Here is a 23,508-nt window from a genome sequence, read left to right on the forward strand (position 1 = left end):
TAGACCCCATCATTCCAAACTGTCAACGCAGTTTCGTAAAAAAGAAGGAATTTTCTTTCCACAGGCCAACTTGAAAATAAGCCCGCTCAAAGCGGCCCTTTATATAAAGGACTATTCCGCCCTAGGCAGAGAGCCATCCCATGCGATCCGCCACATCATTCGCAAGGGCGCGCACACGCTTGCCCATATCTTCTATAATGTCAGGACGAGCCTCAGCCGCCATCATGGACAGAGCGATACCGGCCGTTGGGTGGAAAGGCCGGTCACAGATCGCAGCGCCGATGCAGAACATGCCTTCGCGCAACTGGCCGTTATCCAGCGAATAGCCTCTTGCTTTCGCCTCTGCCATCTCGGCCTCCAACGCCTTGAGCGAAGGCGCGCTGGTCGGCGTGATCAGCTCGGGCCATTCGGGCGGCAGGTGACGGACCAACTCCTGCGGCGACATCGCTGCCAGCATGGCCTTGCCAGTCGCGGTAAAGACAGCGGGAACGCGCATACCGATGCGGAATGTGATTCCCAATGGCGCGGTCGAGTTGCGGCACGAAAGATAAATGACATCTGGTCCTTCCAGATGCGAAAGCGTCAATGTATGCGCGCCAAGCCCATCGGCATCCGCAACCGCCTCATGAAATGCATCGACAATGTCGCTGCCAGCCATGAACACATTGGCCCAGCGTACCGATTGCGATCCCATTGTGAAGCTTCCGTCACTGTTGAGCTTCAGCAGCTTGAGATGAACCAGTGTCTGGCAAAGCCCGTGCACACTGCTCTTCGGCAAGCCAGTCCGACGGGCCAGATCGGAAAGCTTGAGCCCGTCCGCAGACCCCTTGCCGCCTTCCTGCGTGGATTTCGCGATCTGATCCAGAATTTGTGCCGCACGCATAACTGCCGGCACCAGTTTCTGGGAACTCTCTTCGTCGCTCACCGTTTTCGTCATAGCTTTGCGTTCACCTGATCGACGCCTGATTAACCGTTTGACTTTGGTTATTACGGGCTGTTTAATTCAAAATATCGTAAGCCGTTCAATATACTGAACGAGCTTTCTCTGCAAGACTGGGATGGAACATCAATATGCTCGCTTTGAAAGACCCCTCGCTGCTCAAATCGCAATGCCTTGTTGACGGGCGCTGGATAGACGCCACGGACGGCACCAAGATCGACGTGACCAATCCGGCAGACGGTTCGGTCATCGGCACAGTTCCCTCTCTTTCTGTCGCGACCATCAAGGAAGCTATCGACGCTTCCGCAAAGGCTTTCCCGGCATGGGCCGCCAAGACCGCCAAGGAGCGCACAGCGATCCTGCGTAAATGGTTCGATCTCATCGTTGCCAATGCCGACGATATCGCTCTTATCATGACGTCGGAACAGGGCAAGCCGCTTGCTGAGGCACGCGGCGAAGTTCTCTATGCGGCATCATTCATCGAATGGTTCGCCGAAGAGGCAAAGCGCGTCTATGGAGACACTATCCCTGCCCCGCAGGCGGGACAGCGCCTGACGGTCATCCGCCAGCCGGTCGGCGTCACCGCTGCAATCACGCCATGGAACTTCCCGGCAGCGATGATTACCCGCAAGGCAGCCCCTGCCCTTGCGGCCGGTTGCACCATGATCGTGCGCCCCGCCGACCTCACGCCGCTGACGGCACTGGCGCTTGGCGTTCTTGCCGAAAAGGCAGGCATTCCGGCTGGCGTTCTCCAGATCGTTACCGGCAAGGCGCGTGAAATTGGTGCCGAACTGACAAGCAATGATATTGTGCGCAAGCTCTCCTTCACCGGCTCGACGGAAGTCGGACGCCTGCTGATGGCGCAATGCGCCCCGACCATCAAGCGCATCTCGCTGGAACTTGGCGGCAATGCGCCGTTCATCGTGTTCGACGATGCTGATCTGGACGCCGCCGTCGACGGTGCCATGATTTCCAAATACCGCAATGCGGGCCAGACCTGTGTCTGCGCCAACCGCATCTATGTGCAGCGCGGGATCTACGACAAGTTCGCTGAGAAGCTCGCGGCCAAGGTCAAGGAACTCAAGGTCGGCAATGGCACAGAACCAGGCGTCGTCATCGGCCCAATGATCGAACCGAAGGCCATCACCAAGGTCAAGGCACATATTGACGATGCCGTATCCAAGGGCGCGAAGCTCATCACCGGCGGTAAAGAACTGGGCGGCCTGTTCTTCGAACCAGGCGTGCTGACGGGCGTAACGCCTGACATGATCGTAGCCAAGGAAGAAACTTTCGGCCCGCTGGCCCCCCTCTTCGCCTTCGACACGGAAGAAGAAGTCATCGCCATGGCCAATGATACGATCTTCGGTCTGGCGGCTTATTTCTATACGGAGAATTTCAGCCGCGCGATCCGCGTCAGCGAAGGACTGGAATACGGCATGGTTGGTCACAATACCGGGCTCATTTCCAACGAAGTCGCGCCCTTTGGCGGCGTGAAGCAGTCAGGCCTCGGTCGTGAAGGCTCCAAATACGGCATCGAGGAATATCTCGAGACCAAATATATCTGCAGCGCCTACAAGCGTTAAAAACCGCTGTTTTCCATACCGTTCCCTGGAAAGCAGTGTCAAAAAAGATGGCGCGCATTGTTCGCGCCATCTTTTTTATTTATAGACGGTGCAACTACTAATATGGCTTCCGCCAAAGATAATCCGGAAAATATATGCTGCGCCGCCTTTACGACTGGACGATTTCGCTTGCCGCAAGAAAATCCGCCGAATGGTGGCTCGCCATCATCGCCTTTGTAGAAAGCTCGGTCTTTCTTGTCCCCGCCGACGTCCTGTTTCTGCCCATGGCGCTTGCCCGCCCCGAACGCGCCTGGCGTTATGCCTTCATCGCAACAGTGGCTTCCGTCCTTGGCGGCATTGCGGGCTGGTATCTCGGCTATCATGCCTATGAGCAGATCGCCAAACCGGTACTCGAGATGTACGGCAAGCTCGACACATTCGAGCAATTGCGCGGTACAACCAGCGCCGACACCATTCTATTGATGCTGATCACCTCCGGCCTTGCACATCTGCCGCCGATCAAGGTGGTGACGATCCTGTCCGGTGCAGCTGGCATCAATATCTGGCTCTTCATCGCATCGGCCATCGTTGCGCGCGGTGCGCGTTTCTATTTCCTCGCCTGGCTGCTGCGCCGTTATGGCGAACCAATCCGCGATTTCATCGAAAAGCGCCTTGGCCTGATCGCAAGTCTCGTGGCTGTCGTCCTGATCGCGCTCTTTTTTGCTGTGAAATATCTTCACGCCTGAGCGGTTCGCCCAAACTCGGTCAAAATAAATTGCTTGGAGACAAGCAAGCAGTTTGCCTTAAGAATAAGAGAGCCTTTTCAGGGAATCCCATATGGCGTTTGCACTCAATAATCCGGTCGGCAAAACACAGGCATGGACCGCAGGCATCATGACCATCGGTCTTGCCGCTACTGTCGGCACGGCACTGGGCTTCGAGCATCTGGCTGGCTTCATGCCCTGCAAGCTCTGTCTCGAACAGCGCACGCCTTACTATATCGGCGTTCCGGTTCTGGCTGCAGCTTGGGTCTCCTACGGCCTGAAATGGCCCCCGATCCTGACGCGCGGTCTTATCCTGATCAGCGCACTCTTGATGACCTTCGGGCTGGCGCTTGCCATCTATCATACCGGCGTTGAACTGAAATACTGGCCGGGACCGATTGATTGCAGTGCCGCGACAATGAAAGTCACGCTGGATGCAGGCAATCTCCTGAGCGACCTCAATTCGACGCGTCCGCCCGCATGCGACAGCGCGCCGGGCCACTTCCTCGGCCTGTCCTTTGCCGGATGGAACGTCGTCGCAAGCCTGCTCTTTGCAGCTATCGGCTACTACGGCGCTTTTGCGAAAAGTGGGAAGTAAAAGCGGGAAACTATAGGGATTAGGGCTCCAGTTCGACATCCCAGTACAGAAAATCGAGCCAGCTATCGTGCAGATGGTTGGGTGGGAAAAGGCGGCCGTTATTGTGCAGGTCCTGCACAGTCGGCATGGCTGGCTTCTGGCGCGGCCACATATGCGCGACGGCAGGCATCATGCCGCCCTTGCGCAGATTGCATGGTGAACAGGCGGCGACCACATTTTCCCACGTCGTCTCGCCGCCATGGCAACGCGGGGTAACGTGATCGAAAGTCAGGTCATGCGGCGAGCCGCAATACTGGCACTCGAAACGATCACGCAAAAAGACGTTGAAGCGCGTGAACGCAGGATAGCGCGGCGGCTTCACATAATCCTTCAGGCAAATCACGCTCGGAACGCGCATGGAGAACGATGGTGAGGAAACGATGTGATCGTATTCCGCCACAATGTTCACGCGTTCGAGAAACACCGCCTTGATCGCATCCTGCCAAGACCAGAGCGACAGGGGATAATAGCTGAGCGGACGGTAATCAGCGTTCAGAACCAGCGCGGGCAAGCCACTGGTCGAGACGGTTCTGGGCGAGACGGCAACAGTCAAGGGCGCACCTCCTTCAGAGCAACTCCGAAAAAGGGCGAAATGGCTCTCCATGCGGAATTGCGCTTTCATCGAAGCGCCGCGCGTCCATTTGGGCGCAACAACGACGCTCCAACCTTCCACGCATCGGTCCAAAAATCGAAATCGATTTTTGAAAAGCCCGATGCGTATTCTCAAATAATTAGAGCACCTTTGTGCGCCCCATAGGGCGCACGGCGCTCTAAGGACGGGACTGCAATCAGCAGAAAATCAAGCTTCCGCGAATCGAAATTCCGTCATCAGCCGATGCGGATAATGTAAGCCCGACGTGACAGGATTGTGAAGCGGAAACGCATTTATGCTTCGGGAAACACGCAAGTTTTACAGCAGCATCTATAAAAGTGGCGCCGCTTCACGTCCCTTGATCGCCGCATAATAAGCCCAGAACAATCGCGCTGCCACGCCGCGCCATGGCGCCCAGTCTTCCGCCAGCTTGCGAAGGGCAACAGCATCGGGCCGGATCTCATGGGCAAAGGCGTGGCCAACAGCCGTCTGCAACGCCACATCACCCGCCGGAAACACGTCTGGATGACCGGCAGCAAACAGAAGATAGACCTCCGCCGTCCACGGGCCGATGCCCTTGATGGCCGTCAGTGCCGCGATCGCCTCTTCGGCAGGCAGATCGCAAAGCCCATGCAGGTCGATTGCCCCTTCTGCCAAAGCTTCACTCAAGGCAAACAGCGTTCTCTGCTTGGGACGCGAGAGACCAGCAAAACGCCAAGCCTCCTCTCCGCCCGCAATGTAGGTTTCGGGCGTCAGCGGATCGATGGCCTGTTTCAGCCGGGCCCAGATCGCGGCGGCACTGGCCGTCGAAACCTGTTGTGCGACAATGATGGATGCCAGGCTTTCAAATCCGGGTTCGGACCGGCGCAGCGGCACCGCATGGGACCGGCTGCGAATATCGGCCAGCCGAATATCAGCGAGAACCAGAGCCTCCAGCCCCGCCTCAATATCGCTCAATGTATCGATCCGCCGCATCGCACAGCCTTTCATTCTCTCGGCGCACAACGTACCAATGGAATCAGATGACATTCAACTGACACCGGCAACTGACATTGAAAACACCATGACCGCACCTGTGTTCCGCTTTGCTCCGAGTCCCAATGGCCAGCTTCACCTTGGCCATGCCTATTCCGCTCTTCTGAACGCAGATATGGCCAAAAAGAGCAACGGGCGCTTCCTGCTGCGCATGGAAGATATCGACACAGCACGCTGTACGCCTGCGCTGGAACAAGGCATTTACGACGATCTCCGCTGGCTTGGCCTGACATGGGAAACCCCTGTGCGCCGCCAGTCGGAACATTTCGGCGAATATCGCAACGCCCTGACCAAACTTGCCGACAAGGGCCTTGTCTATCCGGCCTTCCTCAGCCGGGGCGAAGTTCGCGAGCGGATCGGCGAAGCTTTCGCCAAGGGCAAGGACTGGCCTTCCGACCCGGATGGAACACCGCTCTATCCGCAAAGCGAGCGCGATCTGACCGAAAAGGAACAAATGGAGCGTATCGCCTCGGGCATGTCCTATGCCTGGCGGCTCAATATGGAGAAAGCGCTTGGGGCGCTTGTCGCCGCAGGTGAATCATTGTTCTGGAACGAAAGCGGCGCGGGGCCGGATGGCGAGACCGGACGCGTGAACGCCGATCCAGCGCAATGGGGCGACGTGGTGATTGCCCGCAAGGACACGCCAACCAGCTATCACCTCTCCGTTGTCGTGGACGATGCCTTGCAGGGCATCACCCACGTTGTGCGCGGGCACGATCTGTTTCACGCGACATCCGTGCACCGGCTGCTGCAGAAGCTGCTCGGCCTGCCCGAGCCTCTTTATCACCATCACGATCTGGTGCTGGGCGACGACGGGATGAAACTGTCGAAAAGCCGCCAGGATACAGCGCTCGCATCATTGCGCGAACAAGGCTTTACGCCCGACGATATTCGCGCCAAGTTGTCCCTATAAAAGCTATTTTCGCCGCAGCGTCACAGATGATGTGCCCACGCACCGATTGACGAAAGCACACCAAAGCGGTTCAAAGGCAACATGATAGCTGGCACTGAAGAGTGCCGGCGGTAGATTTGTTTATTTTGAAGGAGGCATAGCCATGGTTTCTCAGAAAGCCGGTAATTACGTTGAGATAGAAGGCTTGCGCGTTGCCCCTGAACTGGTGGAATTTCTGGCCAAGGAAGCTGCTCCCGGAACCGGTGTGGAGCCGGAAAAGTTCTGGAAGGGCTTTGCCGCCATCATCCGCGATCTCGCACCGAAGAACCGCGCCCTCCTTGCCAAGCGTGACGACCTGCAGGCCAAGATCGATGCCTGGTACAAGCAGAACCGCGACAAGGGCTACAGCCAGGCCGATTACCAGCAGTTCCTGAAGGATATTGACTATCTCCTGCCGGAAGGCGGAGAGTTCTCGGTTTCGACCACCAATGTCGATCCGGAAATCACCCATATCGCTGGCCCGCAGCTTGTCGTTCCGGTGATGAATGCCCGCTACGCGCTCAACGCCGCTAATGCGCGCTGGGGTTCGCTCTATGATGCGCTCTACGGCACCGACGCGATTTCCGATGCCGACGGCGCGGAAAAGGGCAAGGGCTACAATCCGAAGCGTGGCGAAAAGGTCATCGCCTGGGCGAAAAACTTCCTCGATGAAAGCGCACCGCTTGCCACCGGCAACTGGGCCAATGTCGCCGGTCTCGCCGTCAAGGACGGCAAACTTGAAATCAAGCTGACCGACGGTTCGGCAACGGCGCTGAAGGATGCCAACCAGTTCAAGGGTTATAATGGCGACGCAGCCGCCCCGACCAATGTACTGCTGGCCAAGAACAACATGCATGTCGACATCGTCGTCAATGCGGACCATCCGATCGGCAAGACCGATCCGGCCCATATTGCCGATGTGGTTCTGGAATCTGCCGTCAGCACGATTCAGGATTGCGAAGATTCGATTGCTGCCGTCGATGCCGAAGACAAGGTTGCGGTTTATCGCAACTGGCTCGGCCTGATGAACGGCAAGCTGGAAGACACGTTCGAGAAGAACGGCAAGCAGATGACCCGCCGCCTCAATGGCGACCGCAGCTACAAGGCTGCGGACGGTTCCACGCTGTCGCTCAAGGGCCGCTCCCTGATGCTGGTGCGCAATGTCGGCCATCTCATGACCAACCCGGCGATCATTGATGCCGACGGCCATGAAGTGCCGGAAGGTATCATGGATGCAGCCTTCACCAGCCTGATCGCGCTGCACGATATCGGCCCCAATGGTCGCCACATGAATTCGCGCGAAGGTTCGGTCTATATCGTCAAGCCAAAGATGCACGGGCCGGAAGAAGTGGCATTCGCCAATGAAATCTTCACCCGCACCGAAGAGCTTCTTGGCATGAAGCCGAACACGCTCAAAATCGGCATCATGGATGAGGAACGCCGCACCACGGTTAACCTCAAGGAAGCGATCCGCGCCGCCAAGGAACGCGTCGTCTTCATCAATACCGGCTTCCTTGATCGCACCGGCGACGAAATCCATACCTCGATGGAAGCTGGCCCGATGATCCGCAAGGGCGATATGAAGCAGGCTGCCTGGATCGGCGCTTATGAACAGTGGAATGTCGATATCGGTCTCGAATGCGGCCTTTCCGGCCATGCGCAGATTGGCAAGGGCATGTGGGCCATGCCGGACCTGATGGCAGCCATGCTGGAACAGAAAATCGCCCATCCGAAGGCCGGAGCGAATACCGCATGGGTGCCGTCGCCGACGGCTGCCACCCTCCACGCGACCCACTATCATCAGGTGGATGTTGCTGCCGTTCAGGCAAAGCTGAAGAGCCGTCCGCGCGCCAAGCTCGACGACATTCTGTCGGTGCCGGTTGCAACCCGCCCGAACTGGACGCCGGAAGACATCCAGCACGAAATCGACAATAACGCGCAGGGCATTCTGGGTTACGTCGTACGCTGGGTCGATCAGGGCGTTGGCTGCTCGAAGGTTCCGGACATCAACAATGTCGGCCTGATGGAAGACCGCGCAACGCTGCGCATCTCCGCACAGCACATCGCCAACTGGCTCTATCATGGCGTCGTTTCGGAAGCCCAAGTGATGGAAACCATGAAGCGCATGGCAGCCGTCGTCGACAAGCAGAACGAAGGCGATGCCCTCTATCGCCCGATGGCCGCTGACTTCGACAAGTCGATTGCCTTCCAGGCCGCATGCGATCTGGTCTTCAAGGGCCGCGAGCAGCCGAACGGCTACACCGAACCAGTCCTGCATCGCCGCCGTTTGGAACTGAAAGCTCAAGGGTGATTCTTTTCACTTGCAAATGATCGAAGACGGCGGGAGAAATCCCGCCGTTTTCTTGTTCAATAAGGTTCTGAAATGACCCTCCTCATCCGCCATGCGACGGAAACCGATCTCCCTGCCCTGCTCGCCATCTATAATGATGCGGTAGAGAACACGCTCGCCATCTGGAATGAAACGCTCGTCGATCTGGAAAACCGTCGTGAATGGCTCAAAGCCCGTAATCGCGATGGCTTTCCGGTGCTGGTTGCCGAGCGTGAGGGACAGGTCGTCGGCTATGCGAGCTATGGCCCGTTTCGCCCGTTCGAGGGTTTCCGCCATTCCTCCGAACTTTCGATCTATGTGGCAAGCGATGCACGCGGCGGCGGCATCGGACGCGCCCTCCTGACCGAGCTTGTGGAAGAAGCACGCGAGCGAAAGGTGCATGTACTGATTGCCGGTATCGAAGCGGGCAATGCCGCTTCCATCGCGCTGCATAAATCGCAGGGCTTTGAGGATTGCGGCACGCTGAAACAGGTCGGCCAGAAATTCGGACGCTGGCTCGATCTTACCTTCATGCAGAAGATACTCTGATTGAAAAAGGGCCGCTTTCGCGGCCATTTTTATCAGTTCGGCTGTGGAACGGCATTTCCGACTGACAGCTCCGTCAGACCGATTTCGCCTTCGACCTGATCGCTGCGAGCCATCAGGTAAAGACCAAGGCCACAGGTCAGGGCAGCGATGAACACCAGATACCAGGCGTGTGCCATCGGATTGACCGCCAGAAGCGACGTCACGATCACCGGCGTCAGACCACCAAAGACCGCATAGGAAACATTGTAGGAAAACGACAGACCCGAGAAGCGAACCGGCGCCGGGAATGCGCGTACCATCACATAAGGCACTGCACCAACCATGCCGACCGAAAGCCCCATCACCGCGTAAAGTGCAAACAGGACCGGCAGGGAAACCGCCGCATAGGTGTAGAACACGAAAGTCGCAACACCGAAGAAAATGCCTGCAACAGCAAAGAAGCGCCCGCTGCCAATGCGATCGACAATCGCACCTGCGCTCACAGTTCCAAACATCAGGAACAGTGTGCCGAAGCTTGTGGCAGCAAGCGACTGCAAAGGCGTGTAGCCATAAAGTTTCTGCAGGAAAGTTGCGGTCATCAGCGTGGTGACCACGATGCCTGCCGACAATATCCATGTCAGCAGCACCGAAATGATAACGCCATGCATGTGGTTGCGCAGAACAGTGCCGAGCGGCAGCTTATCCTTGAGCAGATGGCTGTTCTTCATCTCGGTGAAGATCGGCGTTTCAGCCAGCCAGCGGCGCAGATAAACGGCAAACAGGCCGAAGATACCGCCAATGAAAAACGGAATGCGCCATGCATAAGCCGCCAGTTCTTCCGGCGTGAAAATCCAGTTGATGGCGGTCGCAATAAGCGAGCCGATCATGATGCCAAGCGTGAGGCCAGAGCACAGGAAACCGCACGCCATGCCGACACGATTGGCAGGCACATGCTCGGCCACGAAGGTCCATGCGCCCGGAACTTCACCGCCAATGGCGGCACCCTGCAACATGCGGAAGACGATCAGCAGGATCGGCGCGCCAACGCCCAGCGTTGCATAGGTCGGCAGGCAGGCCATGGCCAGTGTCGAGATCGACATCAGAAACACCGAGAAGGCGAAGACGCGCTTGCGGCCGAACTTGTCACCGAAATGCGCCAGTACAATGCCACCGATGGGCCGCACCAGATAACCGGCTGCGAAAATACCGAACGTCTGGATCAGCACCAGCCAGTCGGGCATATCAGGTGGAAAAAACAGATGGCCGATGACGCTCGCAAAGAACACGAAAATGATGAAATCATAAAACTCCAGCGCACCGCCAAGGGCCGAAAGGCCGAGCGTGCGGAAATCCTGCCGGTTAAGCGGACGGGGACTGTTGCTTGCGTGGAGATTCGTCGATGCCATCGATTCGATTCTTTTCTGGTGGTTTACGCAGTGGGGCCGATCTTTTCGGGTGGGTTTTAATGCGCCAATTGTGCATGCACTGCAAGGCTTGACTTCCAGATGTCGAAGCCTATTTTAGAACTATTCTAAACTTTGGATTCCCGAAATGCTCAGCCGATTCTTCCGCAACGACCGTCGCCCTTTCGATTCGCTTTCCGAACAGGAAATTCTGGCGCTTGCCATATCTTCCGAAGAGGACGATGCACGCATCTATCTCGCCTATGCCGACGGCTTGCGTGACGAGTTTCCGCAATCGGCGAAAATCTTCGAACAGATGGCGGCAGAAGAACACGGACATCGCGATGCGCTGATCGAACGCCACAAAGCCCGCTTTGGCGACCGGATTCCGCTGATCCGCCGCGAGCATGTCAGCGGCTATTACGATCGCAAGCCGGACTGGCTGGTGCGTCCGCTTGGCATCGACAAGGTGCGTGAAGCTGCATCGGAAATGGAGGAACAGGCCTATCGATTCTATGTCGAGGCGGCCAAGCGCGTCAGCGATGCAGACACCCGCAAATTGCTGGGCGACCTTGCCCAGCAGGAAAAGCAGCATGAAGCCAAGGCCGAGTCACTGGAACACACACTGACGCCGGACGATGTGCAGGATGAGGAGCGCGCCGCCGAGCGCAAGCAGTTCATCCTCACCTATGTCCAACCCGGGCTTGCTGGCCTGATGGACGGATCGGTTTCAACGCTTGCCCCGATCTTCGCCGCCGCCTTTGCGACCCAGGATACCTGGCAGACCTTTCTGGTCGGCCTGTCCGCCTCGGTCGGTGCCGGTATTTCGATGGGCTTCACCGAAGCCATCCACGATGACGGCAAGCTCTCGGGCCGAGGCTCGCCGATCAAGCGCGGCCTGTCCTGCGGCATCATGACGACGCTGGGCGGCCTTGGCCATACCCTGCCCTATCTGATCAAGGATTTCTGGACCGCCACAAGCATCGCAGCGATTCTGGTCTTCTTCGAACTCTGGGCCATCGCCTTCATCCAGAACCGCTATATGGAAACACCGTTCCTCCGCTCTGTGCTTCAAGTGGTTCTGGGCGGTGGCCTCGTGCTGGCGGCAGGTATATTGATCGGGAACGCCTAAACCGTCACAGCATCCTGCGGTCGGGAAATCGGTTCTTCGAAAGTCTCGATCGCAATGCGGCCTTGCCGGGAAACGGTGACAAAACTGTTTGCCGGCACCGCCATCCAGTTGGCGGCTTCACCGTCCAGCGGCTCCGACACCACGCATATGCCGGACGATCCGCCAAGTGTCGCGGTATAAAGCGTCGGCGCGAAAGCATCGGTGGCATAGCGGATCGCGTAAAGCTGATTCCCGTCGGAAAACGCCGCAGTCAGCCGCAGAAATGGCGGCACACCGCCGCGAACTGCTTCCTCGACAACCGTTGCCACCATGCGCTTCATGGCCAGCACTGGATCAGTGTCGAGGCCGAATTCCAGCATCAGCAGGAAGATCAGTTCCGAATCGGTTGCGCCATGCTTCTGGCCATAGACGTCGTCGCTCAGATGGCTTTCCAGCCTGCGACGCAGCCGGTCGAAATGACCGATCTGGCCGTTATGCATGAAGCTCCAGCGTCCGGAAACGAAGGGATGGCAGTTGGAACGGCTGGTCAGCCCGCCGGTCGAGGCCCGCACATGCGCAAGGAAAAGGCGCGACTGAATTTGCCGCGCAAGGCTGCGAAGATTCTGGTCGGACCATGCGGGCAGAATATCCCGATAAAGGCCCGGTTCATCGCGATTGCCATACCAGGCAACGCCGAAGCCGTCGCCATTGGTACGTGTTTTGGCTTCATGCGCATCGTGGCTTTGCGCCACGAGCGAATGGCAGGGAGACGATATGATGTCTTCCAGATAGGTTTCAGGTCCGAGATAGGCGGCCCAACGACACATTTGCGATCCGGTACTTACCGGCCCCGGTTATGCGTCCGCTCATAAAGCTGGCGAACGATTGTGCTCGCCGTCTTCTCGAACAAAAATGGCAAAATTGCATGGATCAGTGCCGCAAAGGCCGCACAAAAAAGCTTGAACGAAAAACGTCCGGCAAAGGCCATATGTTCGAAATAGGTCTCGTCAACCGACTGAGGGTGTTCGGTGAAGAGGCGCGTGATGCGAGTGGTCATTGGAAATACTCCCGTCAATGAGTAAGTTGTTCCCGTTATACGGCGCATATCGCGCCTTTCTGGAAAATCATTCTAGCAAATGCATCTGAGATGAAATCTCAAAATATCCTTGATAATTACTATCTATTGGGACAATCATCCCATCATGAAACCATCACTGGACGAAATTGATCGAAGAATCCTGGATCAGCTGCAAATCGATGGCACCCTGTCCGTTGATTCTCTCTCCGAGCGGGTACACTTATCGCGCAATGCCTGCTGGCGCCGGGTCAAGCGCATGGAGGATGAGGGGATCATCAAGGCGCGCGTCGCTTTGGTCGATGCCGAGATGGCCGGTTGCGGCCTGTCCGTCTTCATTCTCGTACGCACGTCGAGCCACGATCCCGACTGGCTGACGAAATTTCGCGGTGCCATGGGGCGCTTTCCGGAGATCGTCGGAGTTTATCGCATGACCGGCGATCTGGACTACGTGCTGAAGGCGCGTGTTTCCGACGTCAAGGCCTATGACCGGCTTTATCAGCGACTGATTGCCAGCGTTCCCCTGTCAGATGTTTCGGCTTCATTCGTCATGGAAGAGATCAAGGAAACGACCGCCGTGCCGTTGGAGCGGGATTAAATCCCTCGCGGAGGGCAACTCATCGTGTAAAAGCATGATCCTGTGCCGCACTATCATTGCAAAACAGCAAATAGACGGTACACCTTTCATTGGTTTTCACGTATGAGCGTCGCCAATTTAGAGCGCATCCTGAAAAGTGTGAAACGGTTTCAGACAAGATGCGCGATGAAACAATGTTCCGCAAGAAAGGCCCCCTCATGACCGTAGCATCCGCACAAGCGCCAACGCTCGGCATCATCCGCCTCGAACATGCGAAAGGCCTCGAACTCCCGGCCTATGAGACAACGGGTTCGGCTGGCATGGACCTGCGGGCAGCCGTTGCCGAAGATCGCCAGATCGTTCTCCTGCCGGGACGTCGCACGCTGGTGCCGACAGGGCTGATCTTCGAAATTCCCGAAGGTTTTGAAGTGCAGATTCGTCCGCGCTCGGGCCTTGCCTTCAAGAACGGCATCACCTGCCTCAATACGCCCGGCACCATCGATTCCGATTATCGTGGCGAGGTGAAGGTTCTTCTCATCAATCTGGGCGATGACGATTTCCGCATCGAACGCGGTATGCGTATTGCACAGGCTGTTTTCGCACCAGTCGTCCAGCCGAAGATTGAAGAGCGCGCCCAAGTAACCGAGACGGCGCGCGGCGCTGGCGGCTTCGGTTCGACCGGCACGGCATAAACGGACAAATCGCACGAAAAAGCCCGGCTCAGCCGGGCTTTTTTATTGCCGATTTCTTATTGCGTCAGAGCCGCGCGCTGGCAAAGTACGCCAGTAACCTGAACGTCGGCTTGTCCAATCTTGACCCCGAGCATATCCAGCACCCCGAAAAGCAGGCCATCCACCACCGGGCCCAAAGGCGTTAGCAAGGTGCCTAGGAGCTGGGTAAGCCCACTCAAGGGCAGAGGCAAAGGCAGCAATCCTATCAAAACGACCTCGAGATCAAGCCCCTTTACCAGCCCGACAAAAAGCGACCCCACGAGCTGGTTGGTCCCCACGGTTTTGATCCGTTTGGCGGCAATATCGGCAGGAGTAAAGGTCACAATTTCCTGCTTAGGATTGCCAAGCGGCAATTCAACACGTCCGCGAAGCTCGGCTATGTCCAGAGGTCCCAATTTCACTACGGCGATCGCCGTCTTCTTGACGGTCGGCGTTTTGCTGAAATTCTTCATCAAATCGATATCGGTATCGCCAAGATAGACACCGGCCACGCCCGGTTTAACACCAAGTTTTACCGTGGCACTTCCGGGTCCCTGCGGGCAGCTTATACTTTTGAGTTCGGCTTCACCGCTCGCCACGTCAATAAAGATCGGCACGTGAACATTGGCCAGATAGGAAACAATACCGTTATTGCCGACCTCAAGTTCCAGAAGCAGGCGTATCTGTGCAGTGCGGACCAAAGCACCTACCCCTCCAACAGTGAAGAACGGGGTCTTTTGTGCTGGCTCTCCAACGGCAATGTCCAGTTTAAGCGTAAGCACACCAGGCAAGCTTAGCCCAGGACCAAGCTTGATTTGATTGTTTCCCCCCAACATTGCCGCTGCGGTTATCATCTGCAGCACGTTAGCGGTGATATTGTAGTTATTAGATGATCCGAGCGATGCGTCGGCTATTGATCCAAGGCCTAGCAATTTTCCAACCGGTAGCTTCGTGTTAAGCGCACCGGCGTTCTTCCCGAGAAGGGTCAGAGCAGCCTTTGCTGCTGGATTACTCGTTGTGACCTCCGCCATAACGCTTGCCAGCATCCCGACTGAAACATCCGTGTTTAGCAGCTGGTTATAGGTCCCGGCCGTCAATCCCACCTTTGGAGCCAGCTTGTCCAGAAAGCCGAGCAGATTGATATCGGTTGCCGCGAGTGCATTGTAATCAACAAGCTTCAGATTGAGGGTGGTCCCCAACAAGCCACCGAGAAGTCCGTTCAACACACTCTGATCGGTATTCAGGCTCAACAGTCGCGAACCGATCGAAAATGCCGCCTCCGCCTTTGTCGCCGCCATGCCGGTCGCGCCAAGTGCGGGCCGATTGATGAATGCCTGTCCGAAATAGAGATTGCCCGGACGCGCCAGCCGGACGCGAACCGCATCGGGACTGGTGCCGCCGGCGACAAAACGCTTCTCAACCGCACGACTTTTATCGGGGAAATAATTGCCCTTCTCCACCCAGACACGCGTCTTGTTGTCGGTCTTTCCGTTGACGACGGACGGATCGTAAGCGCCGGTCATCAGCACCGGATCAAGACCGTTCGCCCGTAATTGCCGCAGTACCGCATCATTAGCTTGCGAAAGGGAAGCCGCACCGGCAACGGCGGCAAAATCCGCCATGCTCTGCAGCTGGCGCCGCTCCAGAAACAGCGAACTTGTGTCCACGCTGAAAGCCGCCACCGCCAGAAATATGGGGGATACCAGCGCCGCCATTGTCGCCAGATTGCCGCCCCGCGCACGCAGGAAACGCGATACCAGACCCCGCATATCGAATACCCCCACCCTGTGTCAGATTCCGCCAAGCCTTATCGTCGATGCCCTTGTAATGGTCGTGTCTGGAAGCGGCAGCCCCGTCATCAGGTTCCAGATCGGCAGGTTTTGCGCATTGTAGCGGATCGTCACCGTGAACTGGTTCGGATCGGACTGGGCATTGTCGACACTCACCTGCATCTTGGCTGGATCGATCAGTGAATATTTTGCCGCGTTTTTCTGGATGTAGGTTGTCGCCAGCGTCAACCGCTCCGGGGGATCGATACCCGCCAGCGCCGTCCGCGTGGCATCTGCCGCAAGCTGCTGGACGGCATTCGCCACGCCCAGATAAAGGCCGAAGGCGATCATACCCATCAGGATCAGAAGAAAAACCGGCGCCAATATTGCGAATTCGACCGCTGCCGTGCCGCTTTTATTTCGCTTGAAAAATAACAATGAAGGTATTCTTCGATGCAGGTTTGAAAACCTGTCCGATATGAATAAAAACCTTTTTCGCCCCATAATAAGGTAAGCCATTTGCCCTCCCGTCAAAGAGCATTGAAACCTTATTCCCATGTCAATTCGAAGCAACATGCATCATGCATGCGCCGACCATCCGCCTTTGCGGACAGGTCACGTTTTAAATTCTTCCATCTACTTTCAGATGTGATTTCCCGATCTTATTTAATCAGGAGATAATTTAAGAACACTTAATTACTTTAAGAATCCTGTTTTATTTTGCGACTTCCAAAAGAATAACTGCAAGTTGTATATTGGTGCCAACTTGGTTCTCTTCATCGCTTGCTTTCGCACCATGACCGGAAGGAACCAGAGGCATCCATCCCTTTGTGTCACCAACAATTATTGCATGACAAATAATTAAGATGAAATCCTGAGCGGAGAAGCATAGATATCCCGTTAGCAATCCATAGTGGGCAAGTATTGTCTCGCTTTGGTTGTATGCGACAGAGAATTGGCGGGACATATTGATAAATCTCCGGAGATCGGAGGTTCTGAAAGTTAGAGGGTTTGACGGTGCTTACATCTTCCGATTCTTCCAAAACCGGGCAGCGAACAGCACCTTCGCAGAAGCGCGCGCGCAGCAAGGCGCGCCGCTGGTGGCTCTGGCTTCCCGTCGCGGCAATCGTGGCCGGCGCGGGCTGGTATTTTTACGGCTCTGGTGAAGCTGGAGGCCAGAAAACGAGCTATCTCGCCGAAACGGTCACGCGCGGCGATATCGAAAACGCGATTACCGCTGTCGGCACACTCAGCGCGCTGCGCAGCATCAATGTCGGTGCGCAGGTTTCGGGCCAGCTCAAAAGCGTGAAAGTCGAAGTCGGCGATCAGGTCAAGCAGGGCGAGCTTATCGCCGAAATCGATCCATCGCCCTTTGAGAAGAAGGTGGAGATATCAAGCGCCCAGCTCGACAATCTCAAGGCACAGCTTCTCAGCAAGCAAGCTCAGCTTACCCTGAAAAAGGCCAATGCGGCACGCCAGCGCTCGCTTCTGGCCACACGCGGCGTATCGCAATCCACCGTCGATCAGGCTGATGCCGACCTCGCCATGGCCGATGCGGATGTGAAGGCGCTCGGCGCGCAAATCCGCCAGCAGGAAGCCCAACTTGCCAGCGACAAGGTCGATCTCGGCTACACCAAGATTTACAGCCCCATGGAAGGCACGGTCGTCGATCAGGCCGCCAAGGAAGGCGAAACGCTGAATGCCGTGCAGAGCGCGCCGACCATTGTTACCGTGGCCGATCTCAAGGTCATGACGGTGGAAGCGCAGGTTTCGGAAGCCGATATCGGCAGGCTGAAACCCGGAATGCCGGTCTATTTCACCCTGCTTGGCCAGCCGGAGAAGCGCTTTACCGGCACGCTGCGCCAGATCAAGCCGACGCCTGCGACCGAGAACAATGTCGTGCTCTATTATGCACTGTTCGACGTTCCGAACCCGACCGGCGAGCTGATGATCAACATGAGCACACAGGTCTATTTCATTCTCGATGAGGCGAAGGACGTGTTGATCGTCCCCTCGTCGGCGCTGAACTACAAGCGCGAAGGCCCCCAGAACCAGAGAGGCAAGCCGCAGATTTCGGTCAAGGTCGTGAGCGACAACGGCTCGATCACCGAACGTCAGGTTCAGATCGGCGTACGCAATCGCGTGCAGACCGAGATCAAGAGCGGCCTCGAGGAAGGTGACAAGGTCGTCGTCACCAGCGCGTCCAGCGGAGCTGAAGCCGCCGCAGGACAGCGTGGTCGCAGGCCCGGCATGCGCCTGTTCTGATGAGCCGTCTCATGAACGAAAATCCCGTAACTGACACGCCCCTCATCAGACTGGATGATATCCGCAAGACCTATCACAATGGCGACCTTGCTGTTGAGGTGTTGCACGGCATCACGCTCGATATTCAGGCTGGAGAGTTCGTCGCGATCATGGGCGCGTCGGGCTCCGGTAAATCGACGCTGATGAACATTCTGGGCTGTCTCGACAGCCCGAGCGGCGGACAATATCTGCTCGACGGCGAAGACGTCTCGACACTGGATGCCGATGCGCTGGCAGCATTGCGTCGCCGAACCTTTGGCTTCGTCTTCCAGAGCTACAACCTCATCTCGACCTCGACCGCGCAGGAAAACGTCGAAGTGCCCGCGATCTATGCAGGCCTGCCCGCATCGGAGCGCCATGCGCGTGCCGCCGAACTGCTCAACTCGCTGAAACTCGGTGACCGCCTCGATCATCGCCCGAACCAGCTTTCCGGCGGCCAGCAGCAGCGCGTTTCCATCGCCCGTGCACTCATGAATGGCGGGCGCATCATTCTTGCCGACGAGCCGACAGGCGCACTCGACAGCCAGAGCGGCGAAGATGTGATGGAACTGCTGCGCTCCATGCACGCGCAGGGTCATACCGTCATCGTCATCACACATGCCCGCGAAGTGGCCGAACGCGCCGACCGGCTGATCGAAATCCGCGACGGCCAGATCCTTTCGGATACGGTAAAACGAGCTATTCCCGATACGCAGGCGCCGTTCCGGTTGCGGGAGAGCCTTGAAGGCAGTTCCGCCCGCATCGCCGATATTTCGGAAGCGGTGAAGATGGCGATGCGCGCCTTGCGGGCCAACATCTTCCGGACGATCCTTACCCTCCTCGGCATTATCATCGGCGTCAGTTCCGTGGTGACGATGCTCGCCATCGGCACCGGTGCGCAAAACTCGATTCTCGACCGCATCAATGCGATGGGCACCGATCTCATTCTGGTACGTCCGTCCATGGCGGGCTTCCGGGGAACAGGCTCGATAGCGACACTGGTTCCCGAAGATGCCACTGCCATTCTGGAACTGCCGAACATCAGAACCGCGGTCCCCGAAGTCACCGGCACCGTGACGCTGCGGCGTGGCAATGTCGACTATCAGTCACAGGCAAACGGCACTGTCCCTGCCTTTTCCGAAGCCAAATCGTGGAAGGTTGCCACCGGCGACTTCATCAGCCAGAGCGATCTGGACAACTATGCGCCGGTCGCAGTGCTGGGTAAAACGGTCGTCAACACCCTGTTCCCCGACGGCAGTAATCCCATCGGGCAGTATATCCTGATCCAGAAAATTCCATTTCAGGTGATCGGAACCCTGGAGCCAAAGGGTGCAGGCTTTGGCGGCTCGGATCAGGACGACGTGGTGATCGCGCCGCTTTCCACCGGCAATCTGCGGCTGTTCGGCCAGAAATACGTGCGCACCATCACAGTGCAGGTGAAGGATTCCGACCTCATCAACACGACGCAGGAACAGATTCAGGACCTGCTCGACCAGCGCCACAAGAAGCAGGACACGATGATAACCAACATGTCCTCCATCCGCGAGGATGCGACGGCGATGGGCAATACGATGACGCTGTTTCTGGGATCGGTCGCAGCAATCTCGCTTCTGGTCGGCGGCATCGGCGTCATGAACATCATGCTGGTAAGCGTGACGGAGCGCACCCGCGAGATCGGCGTGCGGATGGCGACCGGCGCAAGACGGCGCGATATTCTGCTGCAGTTCATTACCGAAGCGCTGACCGTCTCGGCAATTGGCGGTGCATTTGGCGTCGTGATCGGACTGGGCGCTGCTGCCGTCGCAGGCTGGGCCGGGCTCTCAGTCGGCTACAGCTTGGGACCCGTCCTGCTGGCCTTCGCCTGTGCTTTCGCCACTGGCCTGATCTTCGGTTTCCTGCCTGCGCGCAAGGCTTCCCGCCTGCTCCCGGCTGTGGCACTGTCTTCTGAATAGAAAAACACTGATTGGGAGGCAGTGCAGCGATGATTCTCCTGAAGCGAGGCCTCTCCGTCGCAGCCATAGCGCTTGCTGCTATAGCTGCACTGACGCAGCCCAGCCGCACGGAGACCTGCAACCGCCAAACCTTTGAAAGTACAAACTACATCATCTGCGATGCAAAGGCGGACGGCACAGGCTTGCATCTGTTCTGGAAAAATTCCGACGATGAGCCCTATCGCAATTTTTCGAAAATAGCCGACGCTGCCGCAAGCCGCGGTGAGACACTGGTTTTCGCGCTCAATGCCGGAATGTATCAGCCTGATTTTTCGCCGATGGGTCTCTACGTCGAAAATGGCCGTGAGCTTCGCCCGGCAAGCAAGACGACACCTGTTCGTGGGTCCGGGCCCGTACCGAACTTTTACAAGAAGCCGAACGGCATCTTCTACCTCGGCGACAAGGGTGCCGAAATCCTGCCGACAGGCCGTTTTCTGAAACAAAAGATCAAGCCGCAACTGGCCACCCAGTCCGGGCCGATGCTGGTTATCCGCAACCGGATCAATCCGATTTTCATCGTCGGCTCAACCGACAAGACCCGGCGCAGCGGTGTCGGCATTTGCAGTGGCGGCGCGATCCGATTCGCGGTCAGCGAAGACGCGGTCAATTTCCACGATTTCGCAAAATTGTTTCGAGACCATCTCCAATGCCCCAATGCCCTGTTTCTGGATGGCGGCGGCGGTGCAGGCATCTACGTTCCAGCGCTGGGACGGAATGATGTCTCGTGGCACGGCGGTTACGGCCCGATCTTCGGGTTGATTCAATGAGGGCGGTCAAATTTCCGAATCATCAAGAATGCGGGAGAGCGTGCTTCGTCCGAGCATGCTCATGGCCGGATTGCTGACACGATAATACCAGACCAGCCCCATCGCCTGTTGAAACGCCCAGGCCGCGCCGCGTTTCCATTCGAAATCACCAGATTGAAGATGCCTGCGCAGAATATTGCGTCGCTCCCTATCGAAAAGATGCCAGGCTGCGACAAGGTCCAGCGCCGGATCGGCGGGTCCGAAGCCACCGTTATCGAGCACACCGACCAAATGTCCGTCGCGCGCAAGGAGGTTTCCCGGAATGAGATCGCAATGGCTCATTACGTCAGCACCACTGGATGGCAATGCGCGCAGTTGCTCCCATTTCCAGCGAAGGCGCGCTACATCCAGCAGGTCTTCGCTGTTCCTGAAACAGGTCTCGATCCACTCATCATGATCCGTCAGATAGCCGCCTCTGCCAGTTCCTGAAAAAGAACGGCCTTTGGTATCAGTCAGACGAAGTGAAGCAATGAGATTTGCAGTATCCAGCGCAAAATTGTTGGAAGTGGAAAGCCCATCAGGCGTGGCAACATCCCCTTCAATCCAGCTCTGCATCATCCAGGGCATGGGATAGTTGCGAGCGGGGTGGCCGATGCCCATTGGCTGAGGCGCCGGTACGGGCGAATGTTGTGCAAATTCCGCCATGGCAGCAGCTTCGTTCCGCAATATCTTTGCATATTCAGCCGGGTTCGTTGCCTGTAGGGGAAATCTTGCAGCGATATTCGATCCGACGCGGAAAATTGCGTTGACCGTACCCGTCGTCTCCAGCTTCTCCACCTTCTCGCGACCATATTGTGGGAACTGGTCGGCGATCAGCACACGCACGAGGTCGGCATCAATATGAAGTTGGTCTGGATGCATCATGTCCCATCGATAGGACCGTGGGGCGGCAAAGGCAATGCGATCCATAGTTTGCCATGGACAAAACAAAGGCCGATCTGATTTTCAGACCGGCCTTTCAGATAACACATTCTGCATTGCTTACTTGAACAGCAGCGGCAAGGTGATTGGCATACGCGCCTTGGCAATGGCTGCCGGCGGGGCAGGCACAGGCGAAGCTCGACGCGCTGCTTCAAGTGCAAGCTGATCAACCTCCGAATTACCGGACGAACCGGCCAGCTTGACCGAAAGCACGTTGCCAGACGGATCAATCACAAAGTTGATGACCACGCGTCCTTTGGCGTTGCGTGCCTTGCGCTGCATGAAACGCGTGTTACGCGCCATATGCGCATTCATCTTTGCCTGCCATTTGTTGGAGGCGACGCCCGCCGACGCAGAATTCTCGCCACGACGATTCGCAGCAGCCTTCTCGCCCGCATCTGCATCCATGCGCGGCGCAGCAGCCTGACGGGTTTCTGGCGCCTTCTCGGCCTTCTTGGGCTTGGGCTTCTCGACCTTGGGTTGCTTCGGCTTTTCCGGTTTCGGCTTCTCAACCTTTTTCGGTTCTGGCTTCGGCTCCGGCTTGGGTTCCGGTTTCACTTCCGGCTTTTCGACCGGCAACGGAACAGCCACTTCGGGCTTTTCTGCCTCGACCACATCCGGAATGACTTCTTCCGGTTCCTGAACGGCCTGTGGTTCCGGCTCAGGCTCGGGCGGTTTCACCTCTTCCGGTTCAGGTGGTGTCGGTTCTTCCTGCACCGGTTCTGGCTGCGGGGCCGGTTCCGGCTCTGCCTGTTCCTGCGGTGCTTCAGCCGTTTCCGGCTGGGCTTCTTCCGCAACCTGTTCTTCCATCGGCGCTTCCGGCTCCGGCGCAAGTTCCACCACCATGGCGGCAACCTGCGAACCGTCAGGCTGATCCTGCTCCTGCGCCATATGGATGGCATAGGCACCGGCAGCATGAACGGTCAGAACGAGAATACCCGCACCGAGCCAGCGCCCCGCATCATGCCAAAAGGAATGATGATGAGTGTCAGCCGAAGCCACCTTTACAGGAGGATGGTCGGGCGGAAGTGCGTTCATTGCGCTGCTCCCTGCGCTGCGGGAGTTTGCGAGGTGGGGGCCGGTTGCGCAGGCACACTGGCAGGTGCGGCTCCGCTCTGATCCGCACCGACGGTTTCAAGACCGACCAGTGCAATCTTCAGATAACCGGCTTCCCGCAGAAGATTCATCACACGCATCAATTCGCCATAGCCGACATTCTTGTCGGCGCGCAGGAAGATACGCGCTTCCTTGTTTTTTTCGGACAGACCGTCCAGCGCCACACCAAGGCGCTCGCGGGCAACGGTGTCATTGCCGACACTGATGCTGAGATCGTCCTTCAGGGTCACATAAAGCGGCTTGTCGGGACGGGGTGCAGGCGCTGCCGTCGAGGCAGGCAGATCCACCTTCACATCCACAGTCGCCAGAGGCGCTGCCACCATGAAAATGATGAGCAGAACCAACATGACGTCGATGAATGGCGTCACATTGATCTCGTGGTTCAGCTCGAGATCGTCACCGCCGCCTTCGCGAACTTTACCAGCCAT

24 protein-coding genes are annotated in these 23,508 nt (G+C 57.2%); 12 read left to right on the forward strand and 12 right to left on the reverse strand.

Translation table 11 applies throughout. From position 1 onward, the window contains the following. Positions 1-121: 121 nt before the first annotated feature. Positions 122-937 carry an IclR family transcriptional regulator gene (locus AC1RHM_RS19750; RefSeq protein WP_010661316.1) on the reverse strand — a complete coding sequence of 272 codons (816 nt, stop codon included), beginning with the start codon at positions 935-937 and terminating at the stop codon, positions 122-124. 134 nt (positions 938-1,071) lie between these two features. Here AC1RHM_RS19750 and AC1RHM_RS19755 point away from each other — a divergent pair, with 134 nt between their 5' ends. From AC1RHM_RS19755 to AC1RHM_RS19765, 3 genes are all read left to right on the forward strand, one after another. Next, positions 1,072-2,523: an NAD-dependent succinate-semialdehyde dehydrogenase gene (locus AC1RHM_RS19755; protein ID WP_010661317.1), complete on the forward strand. Its 1,452-nt coding sequence runs from the start codon at positions 1,072-1,074 to the stop codon at positions 2,521-2,523. Between the two features lie 134 nt (positions 2,524-2,657). Further along, on the forward strand, positions 2,658-3,248 hold the full coding sequence (locus tag AC1RHM_RS19760; RefSeq protein ID WP_010661318.1) for a YqaA family protein: 591 nt from the start codon (positions 2,658-2,660) through the stop codon (positions 3,246-3,248). 91 nt (positions 3,249-3,339) lie between these two features. Then, complete coding sequence (locus AC1RHM_RS19765) at positions 3,340-3,864, forward strand: disulfide bond formation protein B (RefSeq protein WP_010661319.1); 525 nt, start codon at positions 3,340-3,342, stop codon at positions 3,862-3,864. A gap of 19 nt (positions 3,865-3,883) precedes the next feature. On the opposite strand, the gene AC1RHM_RS19770 is transcribed toward AC1RHM_RS19765, so the two are convergent. Both AC1RHM_RS19770 and AC1RHM_RS19775 read right to left on the reverse strand, forming a co-directional pair. Further along, positions 3,884-4,456, reverse strand: a complete 573-nt coding sequence (locus AC1RHM_RS19770; RefSeq protein WP_010661320.1) for an HNH endonuclease — start codon at positions 4,454-4,456, stop codon at positions 3,884-3,886. 369 nt (positions 4,457-4,825) lie between these two features. Next, positions 4,826-5,470, reverse strand: coding sequence for a DNA-3-methyladenine glycosylase family protein (locus AC1RHM_RS19775; protein WP_029376263.1), 645 nt, complete (start codon positions 5,468-5,470; stop codon positions 4,826-4,828). 88 nt (positions 5,471-5,558) lie between these two features. On the opposite strand from AC1RHM_RS19775, the gene gluQRS reads away from it, so the two are divergent. The 3 genes from gluQRS (at position 5,559) to AC1RHM_RS19790 (ending at position 9,339) form a co-directional block, all read left to right on the forward strand. Next, positions 5,559-6,443: a tRNA glutamyl-Q(34) synthetase GluQRS gene (gene gluQRS / locus AC1RHM_RS19780; protein WP_010661322.1), complete on the forward strand. Its 885-nt coding sequence runs from the start codon at positions 5,559-5,561 to the stop codon at positions 6,441-6,443. 142 nt (positions 6,444-6,585) lie between these two features. Beyond that, a complete protein-coding gene (locus AC1RHM_RS19785; protein ID WP_010661323.1) occupies positions 6,586-8,772 on the forward strand; it encodes a malate synthase G in 2,187 nt (728 codons plus the stop codon). A 72-nt stretch (positions 8,773-8,844) separates the two neighbouring features. After that, positions 8,845-9,339, forward strand: coding sequence for a GNAT family N-acetyltransferase (locus tag AC1RHM_RS19790; RefSeq protein ID WP_010661324.1), 495 nt, complete (start codon positions 8,845-8,847; stop codon positions 9,337-9,339). A gap of 32 nt (positions 9,340-9,371) precedes the next feature. Here the strand turns inward: AC1RHM_RS19790 and AC1RHM_RS19795 are convergent, their stop codons facing one another. After that, a complete protein-coding gene (locus AC1RHM_RS19795; RefSeq protein WP_010661325.1) occupies positions 9,372-10,724 on the reverse strand; it encodes an MFS transporter in 1,353 nt (450 codons plus the stop codon). A 145-nt stretch (positions 10,725-10,869) separates the two neighbouring features. On the opposite strand from AC1RHM_RS19795, the gene mbfA reads away from it, so the two are divergent. Continuing rightward, a complete protein-coding gene (mbfA, locus tag AC1RHM_RS19800) occupies positions 10,870-11,853 on the forward strand; it encodes an iron exporter MbfA (protein ID WP_010661326.1) in 984 nt (327 codons plus the stop codon). Here mbfA and AC1RHM_RS19805 read toward each other — a convergent pair. Beyond that, positions 11,850-12,659 (reverse strand): class II glutamine amidotransferase, encoded by an 810-nt coding sequence (locus tag AC1RHM_RS19805; protein ID WP_010661327.1) that lies wholly within the window; start codon positions 12,657-12,659, stop codon positions 11,850-11,852. The two genes, mbfA and AC1RHM_RS19805, sit on opposite strands and share 4 nt — an antisense overlap. A 14-nt stretch (positions 12,660-12,673) precedes the next feature. Next, positions 12,674-12,889 (reverse strand): DUF6356 family protein, encoded by a 216-nt coding sequence (locus tag AC1RHM_RS19810; RefSeq protein WP_006473246.1) that lies wholly within the window; start codon positions 12,887-12,889, stop codon positions 12,674-12,676. Between the two features lie 145 nt (positions 12,890-13,034). Here AC1RHM_RS19810 and AC1RHM_RS19815 point away from each other — a divergent pair, with 145 nt between their 5' ends. Together AC1RHM_RS19815 and dut are read left to right on the forward strand one after the other, a co-directional pair. Next, positions 13,035-13,505 (forward strand): Lrp/AsnC family transcriptional regulator, encoded by a 471-nt coding sequence (locus AC1RHM_RS19815; RefSeq protein WP_010661328.1) that lies wholly within the window; start codon positions 13,035-13,037, stop codon positions 13,503-13,505. Positions 13,506-13,702: 197 nt separating this feature from the next. Next, the gene (gene dut / locus AC1RHM_RS19820; RefSeq protein WP_010661329.1) at positions 13,703-14,176 is read left to right on the forward strand and encodes a dUTP diphosphatase; all 474 of its coding nucleotides are present in this window, start codon (positions 13,703-13,705) and stop codon (positions 14,174-14,176) included. Positions 14,177-14,232: 56 nt separating this feature from the next. Here the strand turns inward: dut and AC1RHM_RS19825 are convergent, their stop codons facing one another. The 3 genes from AC1RHM_RS19825 to AC1RHM_RS19835 all read right to left on the reverse strand — a co-directional run bounded on the left by AC1RHM_RS19825 (position 14,233) and on the right by AC1RHM_RS19835 (position 16,930). Next, entirely contained in the window at positions 14,233-15,963 is a 1,731-nt protein-coding gene (locus AC1RHM_RS19825) for a TadG family pilus assembly protein (RefSeq protein ID WP_010661330.1), read from the reverse strand. 21 nt (positions 15,964-15,984) lie between these two features. Continuing rightward, complete coding sequence (locus AC1RHM_RS19830; protein WP_010661331.1) at positions 15,985-16,401, reverse strand: TadE/TadG family type IV pilus assembly protein; 417 nt, start codon at positions 16,399-16,401, stop codon at positions 15,985-15,987. 277 nt (positions 16,402-16,678) lie between these two features. Further along, positions 16,679-16,930: a hypothetical protein gene (locus AC1RHM_RS19835; RefSeq protein ID WP_010661332.1), complete on the reverse strand. Its 252-nt coding sequence runs from the start codon at positions 16,928-16,930 to the stop codon at positions 16,679-16,681. Between the two features lie 50 nt (positions 16,931-16,980). Between AC1RHM_RS19835 and AC1RHM_RS19840 the strand changes: the two genes are divergently transcribed. Genes AC1RHM_RS19840 through AC1RHM_RS19850 form a run of 3 tightly spaced genes read left to right on the forward strand, consistent with a single transcriptional unit; the run spans position 16,981 to position 21,004 of the window. Beyond that, positions 16,981-18,228, forward strand: coding sequence for an efflux RND transporter periplasmic adaptor subunit (locus AC1RHM_RS19840; RefSeq protein WP_010661333.1), 1,248 nt, complete (start codon positions 16,981-16,983; stop codon positions 18,226-18,228). Continuing rightward, the gene (locus tag AC1RHM_RS19845) at positions 18,228-20,198 is read left to right on the forward strand and encodes a MacB family efflux pump subunit (protein WP_010661334.1); all 1,971 of its coding nucleotides are present in this window, start codon (positions 18,228-18,230) and stop codon (positions 20,196-20,198) included. The genes AC1RHM_RS19840 and AC1RHM_RS19845 overlap by 1 nt, the downstream gene beginning before the upstream one ends. A 29-nt stretch (positions 20,199-20,227) precedes the next feature. Continuing rightward, a complete protein-coding gene (locus AC1RHM_RS19850; protein WP_010661335.1) occupies positions 20,228-21,004 on the forward strand; it encodes a phosphodiester glycosidase family protein in 777 nt (258 codons plus the stop codon). 6 nt (positions 21,005-21,010) lie between these two features. Here the strand turns inward: AC1RHM_RS19850 and AC1RHM_RS19855 are convergent, their stop codons facing one another. The 3 genes from AC1RHM_RS19855 to exbD all read right to left on the reverse strand — a co-directional run bounded on the left by AC1RHM_RS19855 (position 21,011) and on the right by exbD (position 23,508). Next, complete coding sequence (locus AC1RHM_RS19855) at positions 21,011-21,907, reverse strand: aminoglycoside phosphotransferase family protein (protein WP_182506001.1); 897 nt, start codon at positions 21,905-21,907, stop codon at positions 21,011-21,013. 117 nt (positions 21,908-22,024) lie between these two features. Beyond that, positions 22,025-23,002 (reverse strand): energy transducer TonB family protein, encoded by a 978-nt coding sequence (locus AC1RHM_RS19860; protein WP_010661337.1) that lies wholly within the window; start codon positions 23,000-23,002, stop codon positions 22,025-22,027. Continuing rightward, entirely contained in the window at positions 22,999-23,508 is a 510-nt protein-coding gene (gene exbD, locus AC1RHM_RS19865) for a TonB system transport protein ExbD (protein ID WP_010661338.1), read from the reverse strand. Before exbD ends, AC1RHM_RS19860 begins: the two co-directional genes overlap by 4 nt.

The organism is Brucella sp. GW823-FHT04E01 (assembly GCF_058796175.1).

Bases quoted from the DNA above. Each gene is read 5' to 3' on its own strand.
- AC1RHM_RS19750 (WP_010661316.1), bottom strand. From the start codon at position 937: ATGACGAAAACGGTGAGCGACGAAGAGAGTTCCCAGAAACTGGTGCCG.
- AC1RHM_RS19755 (WP_010661317.1), top strand. From the start codon at position 1,072: ATGCTCGCTTTGAAAGACCCCTCGCTGCTCAAATCGCAATGCCTTGTT.
- AC1RHM_RS19760 (WP_010661318.1), top strand. From the start codon at position 2,658: ATGCTGCGCCGCCTTTACGACTGGACGATTTCGCTTGCCGCAAGAAAA.
- AC1RHM_RS19765 (WP_010661319.1), top strand. From the start codon at position 3,340: ATGGCGTTTGCACTCAATAATCCGGTCGGCAAAACACAGGCATGGACC.
- AC1RHM_RS19775 (WP_029376263.1), bottom strand. From the start codon at position 5,470: ATGCGGCGGATCGATACATTGAGCGATATTGAGGCGGGGCTGGAGGCT.
- gluQRS (WP_010661322.1), top strand. From the start codon at position 5,559: ATGACCGCACCTGTGTTCCGCTTTGCTCCGAGTCCCAATGGCCAGCTT.
- AC1RHM_RS19785 (WP_010661323.1), top strand. From the start codon at position 6,586: ATGGTTTCTCAGAAAGCCGGTAATTACGTTGAGATAGAAGGCTTGCGC.
- AC1RHM_RS19790 (WP_010661324.1), top strand. From the start codon at position 8,845: ATGACCCTCCTCATCCGCCATGCGACGGAAACCGATCTCCCTGCCCTG.
- AC1RHM_RS19795 (WP_010661325.1), bottom strand. From the start codon at position 10,724: ATGGCATCGACGAATCTCCACGCAAGCAACAGTCCCCGTCCGCTTAAC.
- mbfA (WP_010661326.1), top strand. From the start codon at position 10,870: ATGCTCAGCCGATTCTTCCGCAACGACCGTCGCCCTTTCGATTCGCTT.
- AC1RHM_RS19805 (WP_010661327.1), bottom strand. From the start codon at position 12,659: ATGTGTCGTTGGGCCGCCTATCTCGGACCTGAAACCTATCTGGAAGAC.
- AC1RHM_RS19810 (WP_006473246.1), bottom strand. From the start codon at position 12,889: ATGACCACTCGCATCACGCGCCTCTTCACCGAACACCCTCAGTCGGTT.
- AC1RHM_RS19815 (WP_010661328.1), top strand. From the start codon at position 13,035: ATGAAACCATCACTGGACGAAATTGATCGAAGAATCCTGGATCAGCTG.
- dut (WP_010661329.1), top strand. From the start codon at position 13,703: ATGACCGTAGCATCCGCACAAGCGCCAACGCTCGGCATCATCCGCCTC.
- AC1RHM_RS19825 (WP_010661330.1), bottom strand. From the start codon at position 15,963: ATGCGGGGTCTGGTATCGCGTTTCCTGCGTGCGCGGGGCGGCAATCTG.
- AC1RHM_RS19835 (WP_010661332.1), bottom strand. From the start codon at position 16,930: ATGTCCCGCCAATTCTCTGTCGCATACAACCAAAGCGAGACAATACTT.
- AC1RHM_RS19845 (WP_010661334.1), top strand. From the start codon at position 18,228: ATGAGCCGTCTCATGAACGAAAATCCCGTAACTGACACGCCCCTCATC.
- AC1RHM_RS19850 (WP_010661335.1), top strand. From the start codon at position 20,228: ATGATTCTCCTGAAGCGAGGCCTCTCCGTCGCAGCCATAGCGCTTGCT.
- AC1RHM_RS19855 (WP_182506001.1), bottom strand. From the start codon at position 21,907: ATGATGCATCCAGACCAACTTCATATTGATGCCGACCTCGTGCGTGTG.
- AC1RHM_RS19860 (WP_010661337.1), bottom strand. From the start codon at position 23,002: ATGAACGCACTTCCGCCCGACCATCCTCCTGTAAAGGTGGCTTCGGCT.
- exbD (WP_010661338.1), bottom strand. From the start codon at position 23,508: ATGGCTGGTAAAGTTCGCGAAGGCGGCGGTGACGATCTCGAGCTGAAC.